Origin of the sequence: Micromonospora endolithica (genome assembly GCF_003626595.1) — a bacterium.
Taxonomy (GTDB): domain Bacteria; phylum Actinomycetota; class Actinomycetes; order Mycobacteriales; family Micromonosporaceae; genus Micromonospora; species Micromonospora endolithica.
Map to the genome: position 1 here is coordinate 1 of NZ_RBAK01000009.1, position 15,466 is coordinate 15,466.

Sequence of the window (15,466 nt, forward strand, 5' to 3'; positions counted from 1 at the left end):
CATAGAGTTACGGCGGTCATGGCGGAGGGGAAACGCCCGGTCACATTCCGAACCCGGAAGCTAAGCCCTCCAGCGCCGATGGTACTGCACCCGGGAGGGTGTGGGAGAGTAGGACACCGCCGGACAAACATTCCGTTCAGGGCCACCCCACCAGGGGTGGCCCTGAACGCGTTTCCCACCCGGGCCACGGCGCAAGGCCGTCAGCGGCGGGACTGCATCTGCTCGCGCATGGTCCTCAGCAGGCCACCGGCGTCGTCCACCGAACGACCGGGGAACATCGCCATCACCACGCTGCCGTGGTCGGCCCAGCCGCAGACGGCGAAGTCGCCGCCCTCCCCACTGGTGGTGCCGCACTTGAGCACGCCGTCGAGGCGCCCCTCGGGCATCTTCCGCAGACCGGTCACCGCGCCCGTCTCGTCCGCCATGAGTGTGAACAGGCTGTCCAGATCCCGCTCGGGCTGCCAGAGCAGCGTGGTGCCGCCGAAGACGAGCACCGAACGGCGCTCGTCGGACGGGTCCCGGTAGACCGCACCGAAGCTGCGGTCCAGGTCGATGTCGGCGGCGAAGCCGCTGCGCAGGTAGTCGGCGGTGCTGCGGGCCCGTTCGCTGTCGTCGCGGGTGAGCCCGGCGACCCGGTCCGGCTGGGTGATCTCGGTGTCCTTCTGCTGGGCCATCCGCCACCCGGCGACCCCGATGACGCCGGCCCCCACGATTCCCACCATGGCCGCGGCCGTCCACGCCCACCGGCGGCGCCGCGATCCGGCCGGCCGGTCGCCGTCGGTGGCGTCGTCCTCACCGCCGCTGAGCCGGATCGGCTCCTCGGTCAGGTCGATCGGATCGCGGTCGTCGTGCACCGGGCGCTCGGTGAGATGTGCGTCGGACATAGCCGACACCGTACGCGAATGGCAGGTGGCGCACGTCAGGTCCGCCGAAGCCCTCCGTAGACTTCCAGGGTGACCGAGAGACTGGATGCCCAACGCCCCGACGCCCCGACCATCGCCGGCCAGTACCAGCCCGGCGAGGTAGAGCAGCGACGGTACGAGCAGTGGGTAGCCGACGGTCGCTTCCGGGCGTCGGCCGACAGCGACAAGCCCCCGTACGCCATCGTGATCCCGCCGCCGAACGTGACCGGCTCGCTGCACATGGGCCACGCGCTCGACCACACCGTGCAGGACGCCCTCGTCCGGCGTAAGCGGATGCAGGGCTTCGAGGCGTTGTGGCTGCCCGGCATGGACCACGCCGGCATCGCCACCCAGAACGTGGTGGAGCGGCAGCTCGCCGCCCAGGGGCTGTCCCGGCACGATCTCGGCCGGGAGAAGTTCGTCGAGCGGGTCTGGCAGTGGAAGGCGGAGTCCGGTGGGGCGATCCTCGGCCAGATGCGGCGGCTGGGTGACTCGGTCGACTGGGACCGCGAACGCTTCACCATGGACGAGGGCCTGTCCCGGGCCGTGCAGACCATGTTCAAGAAGCTCTACGACGACGGCCTGATCTACCGGGCCAACCGGATCATCAACTGGTGCCCGCGCTGCCTGACCGCCCTGTCCGACATCGAGGTGGAGCACACCGACGACGACGGCGAGCTGGTGTCGATCCGCTACAGCGACGACGTCGTGGTGGCCACCACCCGGGCCGAGACGATGCTCGGCGACACGGCGGTTGCCGTGCACCCCGAGGACGAGCGCTACCGGCACCTGATCGGCACCGAGGTCGAGCTGCCACTGACCGGCCGGCGGATCCCGATCGTCGGTGACGAGCACGTCGACCCGACGTTCGGCACCGGCATGGTCAAGGTGACCCCCGCGCACGACCCCAACGACTTCGAGATCGGCCAGCGGCACGACCTGCCGTCGCTCACGATCATGGACGAGCGGGGCGTGATCACCGCGCACGGTCCGTTCCAGGGGCTGGACCGCTTCGAGGCCCGGCCGGCGATCGTCGCCGCGCTGCGCGAGCAGGGCCGGATCGTGGCGGAGAAGCGGCCGTACACGCACGCGGTGGGGCACTGCTCGCGGTGCCGGACGACCGTGGAGCCACGACTGTCGTTGCAGTGGTTCGTCAACACCACGCCGCTGGCCGAGGCCGCCGGTGACGCCGTACGCGACGGTCGGGTGAAGATCGAGCCGGCGGAGCTGGCCAAGCGCTACTTCGCCTGGGTCGACAACATGCACGACTGGTGCATCTCGCGACAGCTGTGGTGGGGTCACCGGATTCCGGTCTGGTACGGCCCGGACGGCGAGATCGTCTGCGTCGGCCCGGACGAGGAGCCGCCGACCGGTTCGGGCTGGCACCAGGACGAGGACGTCCTGGACACCTGGTTCTCCAGCGGCCTCTGGCCGTTCTCCACCCTCGGCTGGCCCGAGCAGACCCCGGAGCTGGCGAAGTTCTACCCGACCAGCGTCCTGGTCACCGGCTACGACATCCTGTTCTTCTGGGTCGCCCGGATGATGATGTTCGGCCTGTACGCGATGGACGGGAAGCAGCCGTTCGACGTGGTTGCCCTGCACGGCATGGTCCGCGACGAGCACGGCAAGAAGATGTCGAAGTCGTTCGGCAACGTCGTCGACCCGCTGGACTGGATCGACCGGTTCGGCGCCGACGCGACCCGGTTCACCCTGGCCCGGGGCGCCAACCCCGGCGGGGACGTGCCGGTCAGCGAGGAGTGGTGCCAGGGCTCCCGGAACTTCTGCAACAAGCTCTGGAACGCCACCCGGTTCGCGCTGATGAACGGCGCGCACACCGGGGGAGGGCTGCCGCCCGCCGCTGAGCTGTCCACGGTCGACCGCTGGATCCTGTCCCGGCTGGCGCACGTCACCGCCCAGGTGGACGAGCAGTTCGAGGCGTACGAGTTCGCGAAGGTCTGCGACCTGCTCTACCACTTCGCGTGGGACGACGTGTGCGACTGGTACGTGGAGCTGAGCAAGCCGGTGCTCGCCGAGGGCGGGCCGGCCGCGGAGGCCACCCGCCGGGTGCTCGGGCACGTGCTGGACCAGTTGCTGCGGCTGCTGCACCCGGTGATCCCGTTCGTCACCGAGGAACTGTGGATCGCGCTGACCGGCGGCGAGACGCTGCTGACCGCCGCCTGGCCGGTGGCCAACCGTACGCTGGTGGACGACGCCGCGGAGGTCGAGGTCGGCACCGTGCAGCGGGTGGTGACCGAGATCCGCCGGTTCCGGTCCGACCAGGGGCTGCGGCCCACCCAGCGGGTGTCCGCCCGGCTGGACGGCCTCGCCGGCGCCGGCGTCGGCCTGCACGAGCCGCTGATCCGGTCGCTGGTCCGGCTGGACCCGGCCGGGGACGACTTCCAGGCCAGTGCCACCCTGGCGGTCGCCGGTGACGTGTCCGTCGCGCTGGACACCCGGGGCTCGATCGACGTGGCCGCCGAGCGGGCCCGACTGACCAAGGACCGGGCGGCGGCCGAGAAGGAGGCCGCGCAGGCCCGCGCGAAGCTCGACAACCCGGCGTTCGTCGGCAAGGCCCCGGAGCCGGTGGTCGCCAAGATCCGGGATCGGCTCGCCACCGCCCAGGCCGACCTGGCCCGCATCGACGCCGCTCTGGAGGCGCTTTCCTCGTGACCGACCGCACCGATTTCGCCGCCGTCGAGGCCGAACTGGCCGGCCGCGGTTTCACCCGCATGGTCTTCGAGCTGGACCGGATCGAGTCCCTGCTGGACCTGCTGGGCAGCCCGCAGCGGGCGTACCCGTCGATCCACCTGACCGGCACCAACGGCAAGACCTCCACCGCCCGGATGATCGACTCGCTGTTGCGGGCCTTCGGCCTGCACACCGGCCGCTACACCAGCCCGCACCTGGAGACCGTCCGGGAGCGGATCAGCCTGGACGGCGAGCCGGTGGGCGAGGAGCGGTTCGCCGCCACGTACCGCGAGGTCAAGCCGCTGGCCGAGCTGGTCGACCAGCGGTCCGCCGAACCCCTGACCTACTTCGACATGACCACCGCGCTGGCGTTCGCGACGTTCGCCGACGCGCCGGTCGACGTGGCCGTGGTGGAGGTCGGGCTGGGCGGCGCCGAGGACGCCACCAACGTGATCCAGGCCGGGGTCGCGGTGCTGACCCCGATCGGCCTGGACCACACCGAGTGGCTCGGCGACACCCTCCAGGACATCGCGTTGGCGAAGGCCGGGATCATCCACAAGGGCGCCACGGTCATCGCGGCGGCCCAGGAGGAGGAGGCGGCCCGGCCGATCCTGGAGCGCTGCGCCGAGGTCGGCGCGACCGTCGCGCGGGAGGGCTCCGAGTTCGGCGTCCTGCGCCGGGCGGTCGCCGTCGGCGGGCAGGTGCTCACCCTCCAGGGGCTGGGTGGGGTTTACGAGGAGATCTTCGTACCGCTGCACGGCGCGCACCAGGCGCAGAACGCGGCGGTGGCGCTCGCGGCGGTGGAGGCGTTCCTCGGTGCCGGCGCCAAGCGGCAGCTCGACGTGGAGGCGGTCCGGGAGGGCTTCGCCACCGCGACCTCGCCCGGCCGGCTGGAGAAGGTCCGGACCGCGCCGACGATCCTGCTCGACGGGGCGCACAACCCGCAGGGCATGGCGGCGACGGTCACCGCGTTGCAGGAGGAGTTCGCGTTCAGCAAGCTGGTGGCGGTGCTCGGTGTGCTCGCCGACAAGGACGCGGCCAGCCTGTTGGAGCTGCTGGAACCGGTGGTCGACCAGGTGGTGGTCACCCGCAACAGCTCGCCGCGGGCGATGCCGGCCGGCGAGTTGGCCGACCTCGCCGCCGAGGTGTTCGGGCCGGAGCGGGTCGAGGTGGCCGAGGAGATGCCGGACGCCATCGAGGCGGCCGTGGCCCTGGCCGAGGAGGACGTCCCCGGTGAGCTCTCCGGGGTCGGCATCATCGTCACCGGGTCGGTGGTGACCGTGGCCGACGCCCGTCGGCTGCTGAAGCGATGACCGGGCCGCAGCGGCGGTCCGGGCTGCGTGACCCGCAGCGGGCCGTACGCGGGTTGGGTGCCGGCACCCTGGCCCTGGAGGCGTTGGTGCTGCTGCTCGCGATCCAGCCGATCCGGGTCGTCGGGGGCGACTTCGGCGGTGCCGCGATCGGCGCCGTGGTCGCCCTCGCCGTCGCCGCGGTGCTGCTCGCCGGCCTGATGCGCCGGCCCTGGGCCTGGAACGCGGGCACCGTCCTGCAGGGGCTGCTCCTGCTGGCCGGCCTGCTGCACTGGTCGCTGTTCGCGCTGGGCGTCATCTTCGCCCTGGTGTGGGCGTACGCGCTGCACGTGCGCCGGACCATTCTGGGCTGAGCGGAGCCGCGCCGCCGGACCATGTGGATCCGGCGGCGCGTGGTGCTCGGCTCAGGCGTCGGCGCGTTCGCGCCACTGGGTCAGGGCGATGCCGTGACCGTCCGGGTCGCGGAAGGCCGCCGCCCAGACCTCCAGCCTGGTGCCCCGGTTGACCACCCGGGGGGCGTACGTGAAGCGGACGCCCGAGCCGCGCAGCCGGTCGTACGCGCTCTCGATGTCGTCCACCTCGAGGTTCACGTGCACCAGCCGACGGCTCACCGGCACCGCCTCGGTGATCTCCCGAAGGACCAGCCGGGTCGCCCCGGAGGCGAGGACGGCGTTGCCGGATCCCCGGTCCACCTCGGTGAAACCGAGGTCCTGGTAGAAGCGCAGGGAGCGGGTCAGGTCGGTGACGAGCAGCGTCACACCGACGCCGGCGATCGGCGGGTCCGTCGTCCCGGCGCCGGCCGGGGCGGTACCCGCCTGTGTCGTACCGAAGATCACCGCGTCCAGGTCCTCCGCGCTGGCGCCGTCGCCGGGCCTCGTCCCGCGCGGCGGGGCGGGGTCGTCCAGCGGCAGGTCCAGCGGGTCCAGCGGATCGGACGGTGCCGGCACCCGGAAGCGGCGCGCGGCGGCCGGTTCCGCGCCCGGATCGGCGTCGATCGTCTCCACCGGCACGGTCGGATCGGGCCGCCTGTCACCCGGCGTGCCCTCGAGCCGGTCCGCGGTCGGCTCGAACGGGTCGGCGGGGCCGGTCGACGGGGCGAACGGGTCAGCGGGACCGGTCGACGGGGCGAAGGAATCGGCCGACCGCGCGAACGGGTCCCGGGGCGGGGAGGGTTCCGCACGATCGGTCCCGCTTTGATCGGAGGGGTCCGCCCGCTCGGTAGGCGGGTCGAACGGGTCGGCCGGTGCCGAGGGAGCGAAGCCGCTGGTGGGCGGGTCGAAGTGCTCCTCGGCGGGGGACCGGGGCGTCGGCGTGGCCCGACGTGGCAGGGGACCGCCGACGCCGGGCTCGACCAGCGTGCCCTCCAGCACCACCGGCTCACCGGGGCGCTGGTGCAGCACCACCGGCTCGCGTTCCCCGGACGGGAAGCCCCGGTCGTCGTCCAGCGGGTCGGGGGCCAGCGGGTCGCGGAGGTCGTCGTCCGGTGCCCGGCCGGCCCACGGCGGCGCCTCCTGGGCGATGAGCATCTCGTCGACCGGGTCCGGGCCCGCGTACTCGGGGGGCAGGTCGGCGACGGCTGCCGCCGTCTCGGCGTGGGTGGGCACCTCGTCCCACAGCACCCGGACGTGCCGCTGGTCGTCCAGCGCGACCCGGATCGGCAGGGACTGGCCGAGCGACGGCCACTTGGCGACCGGCACCCGAGGCTCGATGATCTTCTTGGACCGGGGTGGCAGGCCGGGCGCGTCGATCACCAGTTGCAGCTCGCAGCGGCCGAAGGCGTACTGGGTGGGTGGCTCGGAGGCGCTGTGCACCGTGCCTTCGCCGATCACCCAGGTCCGGCCGCCGCCGCGTACCGTGGCCAGCGCGATCGCCAGCACCAGCACCGCGACGCCGAGCGCCACGATGGCCCAGCTCGTCATGCCGAGGCCGAAGAGGATCACGAAGCCGGCGACGGTGGCCAGGACCGCGCCGATCAGCTTTCGGACCGGTGCGATGGGTCGGTTCCCGCCATTCGCCACTGTGGACCTCCCGGGGGTCAGGGCCAGGCTAGGCCGGATCGGCGATCGGGGGAAGGACCGGCCGCCGCGCCGGCGCCGGGACCGGGTCGCTAGGCTGACCGTACCCAGACCGACCGGCTTCCGCGCACAGGAGGAACCCAGCGTGTCCAGCACCAGCCCGGCCGAGCGCTCGCTCGTGCTGATCAAGCCCGACGCGGTCCGCCGCGGGCTGGTCGGCGAGATCCTCTCCCGTTTCGAGCGTAAGGGGCTGCGGGTCGAGGCGATGGAGACGCGGACCCTGGACGGGGACTTCGCCGACCAGCACTACGCCGAGCACGTGGACAAGCCGTTCTACCCACCGCTGAAGGCGTTCATGACCAGCGGTCCGCTGGTGGCCCTGGTGCTCTCCGGCGACCAGGTGATCGAGGTGGTCCGGGGCATGATCGGCAGCACCGACGGCCGCAAGGCCGCCGCCGGGACCATCCGGGGCGACCTGTCCCTGTCCAACCGGGAGAACCTGGTGCACGCCTCCGACTCCACCGACAGCGCCAAGCGCGAGATCGGGCTCTGGTTCCCCGAGCTGGGCTGAGCAGACCTGACGACGGCCGGTGCGCGGAACCCCGCGCGCCGGCCGTCGACATTTTCGCGCCCGGTCGGTCAGGCGTCCGGCGGAAGCTCGGTGCGGCAGGTGATCGCGATCCGGTTCCACACGTTGATCGTGGCGATCGCCATCAGCAGGTCCGCCAGCTCCTTCTCCGGCCACACCTTGGCCGCCGCGTCCCACACGTCGTCCGGTACGCCGTGCTCGCCGAGCCGGGTGACCGCGTCGGTAAGCGCCAGCGCGTTGCGCTCCCGCTCGTCGAAGAAGGGCGCCTCCCGCCAGGCCGCCACCGCGAAGAGCCGCCGGCTCGACTCGCCCGCCGCGAGCGCGTCGCGCGTGTGCAGGTCCACGCAGTACGCGCAGCCGTTGAGCATCGACGCCCGGAGCTTCACCAGCTCCAGCACGGTGTGGTCGACGTTCTGCCGGACGTACCGCTCCATTCCGAGTACCGCCTGGTACGCCTCCGGCGCCACCTGCGCCGGGTTCATCCGCTGCATGACAACCTCCTGGTCCGCGGTGTGCATGACGCCCACTCGACGGACCAGCCCGACCCGCCGTGACGGAACCGGGCGGTGACCTGGGCCACCAGAGCCGGGCGATCATGAGGTTGACGGGTGGTTCGGAGATCAACGCACCCGTCAACCTCATGATCAGCGCGGGGTGGGGGTGGGGGTGGGGTCAGAGGGTGTCCAGGGACGCCCGGCGGCGGGACTCGGCTTCGAAGATCTTGAGGAGGGCGGCGGCGAGGACGGCGTACGCCAGGCCGACCGCCACCTCGGCGGCGAGGGGGCCGGTCGCGGAGCCGAAGCCCTCCCCGGCGACCAGCCTTCGAGCCGCCTCGGCCCCGTGCGTGATCGGCAGCAGCTGGCCCGCCACCCGCATCCCGGCCGGCAGCTCGGCGGCCGGCACGTTGACCCCGGTGAGCAGGAGCAGCAGCGCCACCGACACGTTGGACACCAGCCACACGTCGCGGAAGCGCAGGCCGACCGCGCCGAGCGCCAGGCCGAAGAAGCCGCAGGACAGCGCCGCGACGGCCAGGGTGAGCAGCAGGGCGGGAAGTGCCGACACCGGCACCCGCAGGCCGAGCAGGAACGAGGCCGCGGTCAGCGTGGTCACGGCGATCAGCAGGCCGTTGCCAGCGTACGGGAGGACCCGGCCGAGGAACACCGCCGTGCGGCTGCGCGGCGACAGCAGCACGTGCCCGAGGGTGCCGAAGCGCCGCTCGTTGGAGACCGCCATGGTCCCGCCGAACACGCAGGCCAGTGTGGCGGCGAGCACCGCGTTGCCGACGATGTAGAACCGGTCGTCGGCCACGCCGAGCTGGCGGCCCAGGTAGGCGAAGAAGAGCAGCTGGAACAGCGGCCCGACGAGCAGGGTGCCGACGAACATCGCCGGCGTGGTCCAGTTGAACAGCGCCCGGTAGGCGATCACGCCGCCGGTGCCCACCAGACGGAACAGGTCGGTCATTCCTCGCCTCCTCAGGCCAGCGCCAGCGTGGCGGCGGCCCGCGCCCGACGCTCCACGTGGGTCATCATCAGCGCGCCGAGCACCAGGCAGGCGAGGCTGATCGCCAGGCAGATCCCGAGTGAGGGCCAGACCGGCCCGCTGCCGGTGGCCGCCTCGCGGACCGCCCGCGCACCCCAGGTGGTCGGCAGCACGGCCGCGACCGGCCCGGTCCAGCCGGGCAGCACGGTGATCGGCACGAGCATTCCGGACACCAGCCAGATCGGGTACTCCAGCGTGTTGGTCAGCGCGTTGGCGTTGCGCATCAGCACGAACGTCGAGGCGAGCAGCAGGCCGAACATGCCCAGCCCGACGATGCAGCCGGGCACCGCCACGGCGAACGCGACCGGGTCGGCGAAGGTCAGCGGGATGCCGTACAGCAGCCGGCCCCAGGCCAGGGTCGCGACCATCGCGTACGTCCCGGTGATCGCGGTGGCCAGGGTGATCGGCAGGACGACCAGCGCGGGCGGCCTCGGCGCCAACATGATCATCTCCAGGGTGCCCTGCCAGCGCTGGTTCTGGATCGCGCCGCCGGAGCCGAACAGCACCGACGACCACACCCCCATCAGGCCCGCCCCGACGGCGGCCTCCAGCAGTCGTCCCGGCTCGCCGCCGGCCCGGAACAGGTAGACCGCGAGGGTCGCCTGCACCACCGGGATGATCAACGCGGTGGCGATCTCGAACGGCGACCGACTCAGCTGCTTGGCGTGCAGCAGCGCGCCGACCGCGATCATGCGCAGGGTCCTCACGCCGGCACCGCCTCGGGCGACCGGCGCTCGTCGACCCGGTTGACGATCGCCACGTATGCGTCCTCCAGCGTCGGCTGCCGGGCGGTGACCCGGCCCAGCCGGACGCCGTCCAGCTCGCGCAGCACGTCGGCCTGCACGTCCACCCCCGCGTCGGACTGCACGGCCAGCACCTGCGCGGCGCCGATCACCTCCAGGCTCGCCTCCCGCACCCTGGGCAGGGCGTGGATCGCGGCCAGGCGTTCGTCGGTCACCCCGTACGCCTCGACCTCCAGCACCCGCCGGCCGTCGGCGTGGTGGCGCAGCTCCGCCGGGGTACCGAGGGCCTGGATCCGGCCACCGGCGATCACCGCGATCCGCCCGCACAGCTCGTCCGCCTCGGCCATGTAGTGCGTGGTCAGCAGCACGGTGGTGCCGGTGGCGGCCAGGTCTGCGACGGTCTGCCGCAGCTCCCGGGCGGCCACCGGGTCCACCCCGATCGACGGCTCGTCGAGGAAGAGCACCCGCGGGCGGTGCAGCAGGCCCCGGGCGATGTGCAGCCGCTGCCGCATGCCGCGGGAGTAGCCCTCGACCCGCTCGTTCTCCCGGCCGGCCAGCCGGACCAGCTCCAGCAGTTCGGCGATCCGCCGCTTCTGCTCCCGCCCGGGCACCCCGTACAGCTCGGCGAAGTAGCGCAGGTTGTCCCGGGCGGAGAGCCGGTCGTAGAGGCCCCGGTCGCCGCCGAAGACGTACCCGATCCGCCGGCGTACCTCCCGGGTCTGCCGGACCACGTCGAAGCCGCAGATCCGGGCGGTGCCGGCGGTCGGGATGAGCAGTGTGTTCAGCAGCTTGATGGTTGTCGTCTTGCCGGCGCCGTTCGGTCCGAGCAGGCCGAACAGCTCCCCGTTGCCGACCGTCAGGTCGACGCCGCGGACCGCCTCCACCTCCCGGCGCTGAGGTCGTAACCATCCGGTCCGGCTGCGGTACGTCCGCCGCAGCCCGGCCGCCTCGATCGCGTACTCGCTCATGCCGGCACCGCCGCGCTGAGCCTGACGATTCGCTCGCTCCGCTCGCTCATGCCGGCGAATCTAGGGACCGGCAGCGGGGCGGGGAAACGAATTCGGATCGGACCGAATGCTCAGGCGGAGGCGGTCACCGGCTCGTCCCCGATGAGCTGGACCAGGGCCAGGCCGGCCGGTTCCAGGCCGTAGAGCACCCGCCGCCCGACCCGGCGGCGATGCACCACCCCGGCGGTGAGCAGTGCCGCGAGCTGCTCGGAGACGGTGCTCGGTGCCAGCCCGAGGGTGGCGGCCAGACCCGCGGTGGTGGCCGGGCGGGTCAACGCCCGCAGCACCTGGGCCCGCCCCCGACCGACCAGCACGGCCAGCCGGTCGGTGCCGGCGGGTGTGGCCGGGGCGGGGGTGCCCTCGGCGAGCAGCGCCGCGCCGCGTGCCTGGTAGGAGACGGCGACGACCTCCGGATGGTCGGTGGAGCAGGTCAGCGCGCCCCGGGAGAAGATCAGGGGAACCAGCAGCAGCCGCTGGTCGACCGCCTCGAAGTGCTGCTCCAGCGGCTTGACCAGGGTCAGTACCGGCTTCTCCCAGCGCACCCGCTCGTGCAGGTGGGCCAGCAGCGCGTCCGGGCCGTCGGCGGCGAGCGCACGGGCCCGGTGCAGCACCTCCTCGTCCAGCGCCGCCCGCATCGCCGGCCACCAGGGGGCGATCGCCGCGTTCCAGTAGGCCTCGACGCCGTCGGCGAGCCGGTCCAGGGCGGCCCGCCGGTCGGTGACGAACGTCCGCAGCCAGGCGGGCAGGTCGTCGGGGCGGTGGTAGCGGGGGATCTGCTCCGCGATCACCTCCGCCGGCGTGGCGCGCAGCTCGGCGAGCTGCTCGGCCAACGTGGGACTGGCCGACGAGGGGATCGGGGTGAGGAAGTCCGGCGCGCGGGAGCTGATGGTCAACAGCCGGACCGGCGCGGTCGCCGGCACCTCGGCGAGCACCCGCCGGGCGTGCCGGGCCCAGCCGGTGTACGGCCAGGGCGCCTCGCCCGGGTTGCGGTGCAGCACGTACAGGCTGGTCAGCACCTCCCACAGCGGGCTGGTGGCGATCCGGGTACGCGCGAGGGTGGGCTCGTCCAGTCGGATCCGGATCACGGGGTCGAGCGTAGTGCCCGGGGAGGGCCGGCTGGGATGCGCGCTCGTTTGTTAAGCGGGGACCCTTCCTCTACCGGAGGCGTTAAGCGGGGGCCCTTCCTTGCACCGGTTACTCGGCGGCGATCTTCGCCGCGGGTCGAGTACGCTTTACCGCACAGGCGTCGACCCGGCCATCACCGGCGAGCCTCCGGAAGAACAGCCGGGTGACCGGCCCAGTAGAACCGGACGGGACGGCCCGTCACAGCCGACCAACGAGCGGGCGGTCGATCCTGACCGCCAAGCGGGGTGGTACCGCGGGCGCTCGGGTCACGCCGTCGAGGCGTACCCAGAGGGCTCGTCCTCGCAGACCACAGACGAGTGAGCTGCGCGAGGAGAGCGACCCCCGATGGCCTATCCGTTGCACGACCCGACCGCCGCCGGCGTCGCGGCGAGCCCGGACCTGCCCGCGGTCGAGCGCCGGGTGCTGGAGCACTGGACGGCCGACAAGACCTTCGAGGCCTCCGTCGAGGCGAGGCCGGCCGGTGACCAGGGGAAGAACGAGTACGTCTTCTACGACGGTCCGCCGTTCGCCAACGGCCTGCCGCACTACGGCCACCTGTTCACCGGGTACGTCAAGGACGTGGTGCCGCGCTACCAGACGATGCGCGGGCGGCACGTCGAGCGGCGCTTCGGCTGGGACTGCCACGGCCTGCCCGCCGAGGTGGTGGCCGAGAAGCAGCTCGGCATCACCAGCAAGGCGGAGATCCTCGACCTGGGCGTGGCCCGGTTCAACGAGGCCTGCCGCGCCTCGGTGCTGGAGTTCACCCAGGACTGGGAGCGGTACGTCACCCGGCAGGCCCGCTGGGTCGACTTCGCCAACGACTACAAGACCCTCGACCTGGACTACATGGAAAGCGTCATGTGGGCCTTCAAGACCCTGCACGACAAGGGCCTGATCTACGAGGGCTTCCGGGTGCTGGCCTACTGCTGGCGGTGCGAGACGCCGCTGTCGAACACCGAGACCCGGATGGACGACGTCTACCGGGACCGGCACGACCCCACCCTGTCGGTGTGGTTCGGGCTGACCGCCGACGAGTCCGCGCCGGAGCTGGTCCGCGGGCCGGTCCGGCTGGGCGTCTGGACCACCACGCCGTGGACCCTGCCGTCGAACCTGGCGCTGGCGGTCGGCCCGGACATCGAGTACGCGGTGCTGGAACGCGACGGCGACCGGTTCGTCGTGGGCGCGGCGCGGCTGGCCGCGTACGCCAAGGAGCTGGAAGGGTACGAGCAGGTCGGCACGGTGTACGGCCGGGACCTGGCCGGGCGCCGCTACACCCCGCTGTTCGACTTCCTCGTCGAGCGGGCCGGCGAGAACGCCTACCAGGTGCTCGGCGCGGACTTCGTGACCACCGAGGACGGCACCGGGATCGTGCACCTGGCCCCGGCGTTCGGTGAGGACGACCAGAACGTCTGCAACGCCGCCGGCATCCCGACGATCGTCACGGTGGACGACCACACCCGGTTCACCGCGCTCGTTCCGCCGTACCAGGGTGAGCAGGTCTTCGACGTCAACAAGCCGGTGATCCGGGAGCTGAAGGAGCGGGGGGTGGTGCTCAAGCAGGACACCTACACCCACTCGTACCCGCACTGCTGGCGCTGCGACACCCCGCTGGTCTACAAGGCGGTGTCGTCGTGGTTCGTCGCGGTGACCCGGTTCAAGGACCGGATGGTCGAGCTGAACCAGCAGATCAACTGGACGCCCGGCCACATCAAGGACGGCTCGTTCGGCAAGTGGCTGGCCAACGCCCGGGACTGGTCGATCAGCCGGAACCGGTTCTGGGGCTCGCCGATCCCGGTGTGGAAGTCCGACGACCCGACCTACCCACGGCTGGACGTGTACGGCTCGCTGGAAGACATCGAGCGGGACTTCGGCGTACGCCTGACCGACCTGCACCGGCCGGCGGTGGACGACCTGGTCCGCCCCAACCCGGACGACCCGACCGGGCAGTCGATGATGCGTCGGGTGCCGGAGGTGCTGGACTGCTGGTTCGAGTCCGGGTCGATGCCGTTCGCCCAGGTGCACTACCCGTTCGAGAACGCCGACTGGTTCGAGCACCACTACCCGGGCGACTTCATCGTCGAGTACATCGGACAGACGCGCGGCTGGTTCTACACCATGCACGTGCTGGCCACCGCGCTGTTCGACCGGCCGGCGTTCCGCAACTGCATCAGCCACGGCATCCTGCTCGGCTCCGACGGGCGCAAGATGTCCAAGAGCCTGCGCAACTACCCGGACGTCTACCACGTGTTCGACGCGTACGGCTCGGACGCGATGCGCTGGATGCTGATGTCGTCACCGGTGTTGCGCGGCGGCGACATGCCGGTCACCGAGGGGGCGATCCGGGACTCCGTGCGGCAGGTGCTGCTGCCGCTGTGGAACGTGTGGTACTTCTTCACGCTCTACGCCAACGCCGACGGGCACACCGCCCGCCGCAGGACGGACTCGACGCACCTGCTCGACCGGTACGTGCTGGCCAAGACGAACGAGCTGGTGTCGACCGTCGGCGCGCAGATGGACGCGTACGACATCTCCGGTGCCTGCGCCACCGTCCGGTCCTACCTGGACGCGCTGACCAACTGGTACGTGCGCCGCTCGCGGGACCGGTTCTGGTCCGGCGACGCCGACGCGTTCGACACCCTGTCGACGGTGCTGGAGACGCTCTGCCGGGTGGTGGCGCCGCTGGCGCCGCTGACCGCGGAGGAGATCTGGCGCGGGCTGACCGGTGAGCGGTCGGTGCACCTGACCGACTGGCCGGTGGCGGAGGAGTTCCCGGCCGACCACGACCTGGTCGCGGCGATGGACGCCACCCGGGAGGTCTGTTCGGCGGCGCTGTCGCTGCGCAAGGCCAAGGGGCTGCGGGTGCGGCTGCCGCTGGCGAAGCTGACCGTGGCCACGCCGGTGGCGGCGCGGTTGCGCCCGTTCGGTGACCTGGTCGCCGACGAGGTCAACGTCAAGGAGGTGGAGTTCACCGACGCGGTGGACAGCTACTGCCAGCAGGTGCTGACCGTGGTGCCCCGGGCGCTGGGTCCCCGGGTCGGCAAGTCCGTCCAGCAGGTGATCAAGGCGGTCAAGGCGGGGGAGTGGGAGCTGGTCGACGGCTCGCCGGTCGCCGCCGGGGTCACCCTGGCCGAGGGCGAGTACGAGCTGCGCCTGGTCGCCGCCGACGCCGAGCACTCCGCCCCGCTGCCCGACGGCGTGGTGGTGCTGGACACCGAGGTCACCCCGGCGCTGGCCGCCGAGGGTCTGGCCCGGGACGTCGTCCGGGTGGTGCAGCAGGCCCGCCGCGACGCCGACCTGGACGTGTCGGACCGGATCGTGCTGTTGGTGTCGGCCTCCGAGGAGGTCCGCGCCGCGGTCGCCGCGTTCACCGACTTCGTGGCCCGGGAGGTGCTCGCCGACTCGGTCGACTTCGCCGACGGGGTGCAGGGCTTCACCGGCGAGGTCGGCGAGGGCGACCGGGTGACCGTCGCCGTCCGCCGGGTGTAGCAGTGGAACCGCCCGCCACCTGTATCGGGGTGGCGGGCGGGCGTCCGCTACCGTGACACCGC

At 72.3% G+C, this 15,466-nt stretch carries 12 protein-coding genes and 1 rRNA gene; 6 read left to right on the forward strand and 7 right to left on the reverse strand.

All coding sequences use genetic code 11. The features are described from left to right. Positions 1-8 precede the first annotated feature (8 nt). A 5S ribosomal RNA gene (gene rrf / locus D7223_RS21425) occupies positions 9-125 on the forward strand. A 75-nt stretch (positions 126-200) separates the two neighbouring features. Here rrf and D7223_RS21430 read toward each other — a convergent pair. Next, positions 201-884: a hypothetical protein gene (locus tag D7223_RS21430; protein WP_120730219.1), complete on the reverse strand. Its 684-nt coding sequence runs from the start codon at positions 882-884 to the stop codon at positions 201-203. 69 nt (positions 885-953) lie between these two features. Between D7223_RS21430 and D7223_RS21435 the strand changes: the two genes are divergently transcribed. Genes D7223_RS21435 through D7223_RS21445 form a run of 3 tightly spaced genes read left to right on the forward strand, consistent with a single transcriptional unit; the run spans position 954 to position 5,253 of the window. After that, positions 954-3,572 (forward strand): valine--tRNA ligase, encoded by a 2,619-nt coding sequence (locus D7223_RS21435; RefSeq protein ID WP_120730220.1) that lies wholly within the window; start codon positions 954-956, stop codon positions 3,570-3,572. After that, on the forward strand, positions 3,569-4,903 hold the full coding sequence (locus tag D7223_RS21440; RefSeq protein ID WP_120730221.1) for a bifunctional folylpolyglutamate synthase/dihydrofolate synthase: 1,335 nt from the start codon (positions 3,569-3,571) through the stop codon (positions 4,901-4,903). The genes D7223_RS21435 and D7223_RS21440 overlap by 4 nt, the downstream gene beginning before the upstream one ends. Then, the gene (locus D7223_RS21445) at positions 4,900-5,253 is read left to right on the forward strand and encodes a DUF4233 domain-containing protein (RefSeq protein WP_120730222.1); all 354 of its coding nucleotides are present in this window, start codon (positions 4,900-4,902) and stop codon (positions 5,251-5,253) included. Before D7223_RS21440 ends, D7223_RS21445 begins: the two co-directional genes overlap by 4 nt. A 51-nt stretch (positions 5,254-5,304) precedes the next feature. On the opposite strand, the gene D7223_RS21450 is transcribed toward D7223_RS21445, so the two are convergent. Further along, positions 5,305-6,918, reverse strand: a complete 1,614-nt coding sequence (locus D7223_RS21450) for a VOC family protein (protein ID WP_120730223.1) — start codon at positions 6,916-6,918, stop codon at positions 5,305-5,307. 142 nt (positions 6,919-7,060) lie between these two features. Between D7223_RS21450 and ndk the strand changes: the two genes are divergently transcribed. Continuing rightward, on the forward strand, positions 7,061-7,486 hold the full coding sequence (ndk, locus tag D7223_RS21455) for a nucleoside-diphosphate kinase (protein WP_120730224.1): 426 nt from the start codon (positions 7,061-7,063) through the stop codon (positions 7,484-7,486). Between the two features lie 68 nt (positions 7,487-7,554). On the opposite strand, the gene D7223_RS21460 is transcribed toward ndk, so the two are convergent. The 5 genes from D7223_RS21460 to D7223_RS21480 form a co-directional block, all read right to left on the reverse strand. Then, a complete protein-coding gene (locus tag D7223_RS21460; protein WP_120730412.1) occupies positions 7,555-7,995 on the reverse strand; it encodes a carboxymuconolactone decarboxylase family protein in 441 nt (146 codons plus the stop codon). Positions 7,996-8,176: 181 nt separating this feature from the next. After that, entirely contained in the window at positions 8,177-8,965 is a 789-nt protein-coding gene (locus tag D7223_RS21465; protein WP_120730225.1) for an ABC transporter permease, read from the reverse strand. A gap of 11 nt (positions 8,966-8,976) precedes the next feature. Beyond that, on the reverse strand, positions 8,977-9,750 hold the full coding sequence (locus D7223_RS21470) for an ABC transporter permease (RefSeq protein ID WP_238162147.1): 774 nt from the start codon (positions 9,748-9,750) through the stop codon (positions 8,977-8,979). Beyond that, the gene (locus tag D7223_RS21475; protein ID WP_120730227.1) at positions 9,747-10,754 is read right to left on the reverse strand and encodes an ABC transporter ATP-binding protein; all 1,008 of its coding nucleotides are present in this window, start codon (positions 10,752-10,754) and stop codon (positions 9,747-9,749) included. The genes D7223_RS21470 and D7223_RS21475 overlap by 4 nt, the downstream gene beginning before the upstream one ends. Before the next feature lie 110 nt (positions 10,755-10,864). Then, positions 10,865-11,878: an ArsR family transcriptional regulator gene (locus D7223_RS21480; RefSeq protein ID WP_120730228.1), complete on the reverse strand. Its 1,014-nt coding sequence runs from the start codon at positions 11,876-11,878 to the stop codon at positions 10,865-10,867. 385 nt (positions 11,879-12,263) lie between these two features. Between D7223_RS21480 and ileS the strand changes: the two genes are divergently transcribed. Further along, positions 12,264-15,404 (forward strand): isoleucine--tRNA ligase, encoded by a 3,141-nt coding sequence (gene ileS, locus D7223_RS21485; protein ID WP_120730229.1) that lies wholly within the window; start codon positions 12,264-12,266, stop codon positions 15,402-15,404. Positions 15,405-15,466 lie beyond the last annotated feature (62 nt).